1 protein-coding gene and 1 pseudogene are annotated in these 1,300 nt (G+C 64.9%); one reads left to right on the top strand and one right to left on the bottom strand.

Annotated elements, in window-relative coordinates; all coding sequences use genetic code 11:
* Positions 1-276: pseudogene (locus EOA24_RS38245) on the bottom strand (hypothetical protein); the annotation flags it as partial.
* Between the two features lie 126 nt (positions 277-402).
* Between EOA24_RS38245 and EOA24_RS38240 the strand changes: the two are divergent.
* A complete protein-coding gene (locus EOA24_RS38240) occupies positions 403-1,224 on the top strand; it encodes a DUF2066 domain-containing protein (RefSeq protein WP_127410841.1) in 822 nt (273 codons plus the stop codon).
* Positions 1,225-1,300 lie beyond the last annotated feature (76 nt).

Here is a 1,300-nt window from a genome sequence, read left to right as displayed (position 1 = left end):
CTCATGCTCCTGCTTGGCCGAAACGGTTTGGCTCCAGTTGCGACCGAGAGCCTGCCGCGCCCAGACCAACAGCGCCATGCCCGCGATGGTGATCGCGGCGCCGATGCCGCCCAGGACCGTGCCGACGGGTGCGAAGTTGACGAAGTCGAAAATCGGCAGCCGCGGCAGCAGGAAGGCGGCGATGATGGCGAACATCAAGCCGAAGCTCTGCAGCAGGTGCGGCTCGGTGTCCCGCTTCACGCCAATCGCCTGAACGGTCAGGAAGATGATCAGCATGAGCCAGGCGGCATAGATGAACCAGATGAAGGCCATCCCTTGCTCCTTGGGTTAGCCGGCAATCTGCCTTGGCCAGCGCAAGCACCCGGTGCTAGAAAATGGGCATTGTGAACCGGACGGCAAGCCATGCCCGGATTTTCTCGCCTCGCGGCCATGGTGATCGGCATGATCGCCATCTGTTTCGTCTGTCGCCCCGTCATCGCCGCGACGCCCGCCGAGCTTTACCAGGCGCAAACGATCGTCACCGGAACCGGAGACGTGAACCGGCAGATCGGTTTCAAGGATTGCCTCGACAAGGTGCTGGTCAAGGTCTCGGGCGATCAGCGGCTGACGCAGAAGACGCAGATGCTGGCGCTGCGCGAGAAGGCGGCCGATTTCGTCCAATCCTTCCGCTACCACGACCGGCTCGAAGGCATTCCGATCCATGACGAGCAAGGCACGCATGACCGGCCACACGATCTGACCTGCCTCTACAAGCCGGATGTGGTCGACAAGCTACTCGCGCAGCTCGGCAGCAGGCCCTGGACCAGCGAGCGGCCGACGATCGCCGTCTTCATGACCGCCGAGCAGGGCGCTGGGCACTTCGTGCTGACGCAAGACGAGCAGCGCGGCAACGCGATGCGCGAATCCTTCGCCAATGCCGCCGGTCCGCTGCTGATGCGCGTCACCTTTCCAAAGGCTGGGCAGCTTGGCGGGCTCGATGAGAAGGCGCTTTCCGAAGCCGATATGGCAAGGCTCGACAAACTCGCGAAGAAAGCGGGAGCGGCCCGGGCGCTCGCCGGCTCGATCGTGTGGAGCGACGAGGAACTCGGCTGGATCGCCGACTGGCGGCTGGCCGATCGCGGCAAGATCTATCGCTGGCAGGCGCGCGGAGTCAGCTTCGACGAGGCCTTTCGGGTCGCGATCAGGGGCGCGGCGCAGGTCCTGTCCGGGCACGGGCAGCCGTAAGTGCATTTCCTCGCCCCGCGCGAGCGGGGAGAGGTGGCTCGGCGAAGCCGAGACGGAGAGGGGAGCGCCCTACGAA

It is taken from the genome of Mesorhizobium sp. M2A.F.Ca.ET.039.01.1.1, from assembly GCF_003998035.1.
Classification (GTDB): domain Bacteria; phylum Pseudomonadota; class Alphaproteobacteria; order Rhizobiales; family Rhizobiaceae; genus Mesorhizobium.
Note: the sequence above shows the minus strand (reverse complement) of the source record. Positions and strands in the feature narration are given on the sequence as shown.